At 64.8% G+C, this 1369-nt stretch carries 1 protein-coding gene and 4 tRNA genes; 2 read left to right on the forward strand and 3 right to left on the reverse strand.

The features are described 5' to 3' along the window. Positions 1–298, forward strand: a 298-nt coding sequence (locus F6Q13_RS17460; protein ID WP_293059242.1) for a M48 family metallopeptidase, incomplete at its 5' end; no start/stop codon positions are given. 375 nt (positions 299–673) lie between these two features. Here F6Q13_RS17460 and F6Q13_RS17465 read toward each other — a convergent pair. From F6Q13_RS17465 to F6Q13_RS17475, 3 genes are all read right to left on the reverse strand, one after another. After that, positions 674–747 (reverse strand) — tRNA-Phe (locus F6Q13_RS17465). A gap of 26 nt (positions 748–773) precedes the next feature. After that, positions 774–850 (reverse strand) — tRNA-Asp (locus F6Q13_RS17470). 45 nt (positions 851–895) lie between these two features. Then, a tRNA-Glu gene (locus F6Q13_RS17475) sits at positions 896–969 on the reverse strand. Between the two features lie 122 nt (positions 970–1091). Between F6Q13_RS17475 and F6Q13_RS17480 the strand changes: the two genes are divergently transcribed. Further along, positions 1092–1164, forward strand: a tRNA-Lys gene (locus tag F6Q13_RS17480). Positions 1165–1369 lie beyond the last annotated feature (205 nt).

Raw genomic sequence — 1369 nt, forward strand, 5'->3', positions numbered from 1 at the left:
CCTGATCGCGACGTGGGAATCGAAACTCGACGTTCAGGTTCCCGGTTGGAATATCCGACGGATGAGAACCAAATGGGGCACCTGCAACCGTCAGACGCGGCGCATCACCTTCAACGTAGAACTGGCCAAGAAACACCCAGATTGCCTGGAGTACATCGTCGTCCACGAGATCATGCACTACTTCGAACGCAACCATGGAGAGCGGTTCACCACGCTGATGGACAAGCACCTGCCGGATTGGCGGAGCCGACGAGAACAACTCAATCAGTCGCCCCTGGCCGAAGAGACCTGGGCATGACGGTGACAGCGGGTTAGCTTGGCCACAACCGCCGCTCCGTCCGGTCGGCCCATGGGCGAAGATAACCACGCTGCGACTGCTGCGGCCGATTCTCGACGTCGCCCACCGGGACGGCCGACCACTGCAACGCCGCGACCGGTTTCTCGGCGGGCACTCCCGAGCGGGAACAGCACCGCTACCTGACCGCGCAAGAAGTCCAGACTCTGGCCTGGCCATCGCCTACAGCGACCTCTACGCCGACGAGCTGGACCAGGTCGCCACCAACCTCGATCAGCTACACGCGACTGAGATCAACACACCGAAGACCGGACAAGAACCGGACGAATCAAACCGACAACCGAGTGCATAATCCGCGTCCGCGCAGGTCAACCCCGGTGGCCAGGGGCGGGATCGAACCGCCGACCTTCCGCTTTTCAGGCGGACGCTCATCCCGACTGAGCTACCTGGCCGGAAGGCACCGCGTGCCTCGATGCGATGGCGACCCTGACGGGACTCGAACCCGCGACCTCCGCCGTGACAGGGCGGCGCGCTAACCAACTGCGCCACAGGGCCTTGCTGTCGTGTTGTGTTGTACGCTTCCGCGTCTCCGCGTCGCGGTACCCCCTACGGGATTCGAACCCGCGTTACCGCCTTGAAAGGGCGGCGTCCTAGGCCGTCTAGACGAAGGGGGCCAGAACCGAATCTCTCCGGGGTACTCGCAACACCGTCGGTTGGGAGCCACGCCAGCTTAGGCCACCAGGGTCCCAATCCTCAAACGACCCCGTCGGCACGCACGCAGTATCCTGTGCCTCGCGCCCCTATAGCTCAGTTGGTAGAGCTACGGACTTTTAATCCGCAGGTCCCAGGTTCGAGTCCTGGTGGGGGCACCTGCCAGAGCACCGAGGGCCGCACGACCTCGGCTGATCCCCGCCGGCGGCATTGACGTCGTCGCACACTTCGGGTAATCCCGGTCCATGCGAGGAATGTCACGACGCTCGTTCGCGATGGTCGCAGCCGGGCTCGGCGCCGCGGGACTGGCGGCTGCCTGCGGCTCCAAACCGGCCCGGGCGCCCAGCAGCCCGGCGGCGCCGG

Source organism: Mycobacterium sp. (assembly GCF_008709575.1).
Lineage (GTDB): Bacteria > Actinomycetota > Actinomycetes > Mycobacteriales > Mycobacteriaceae > Mycobacterium.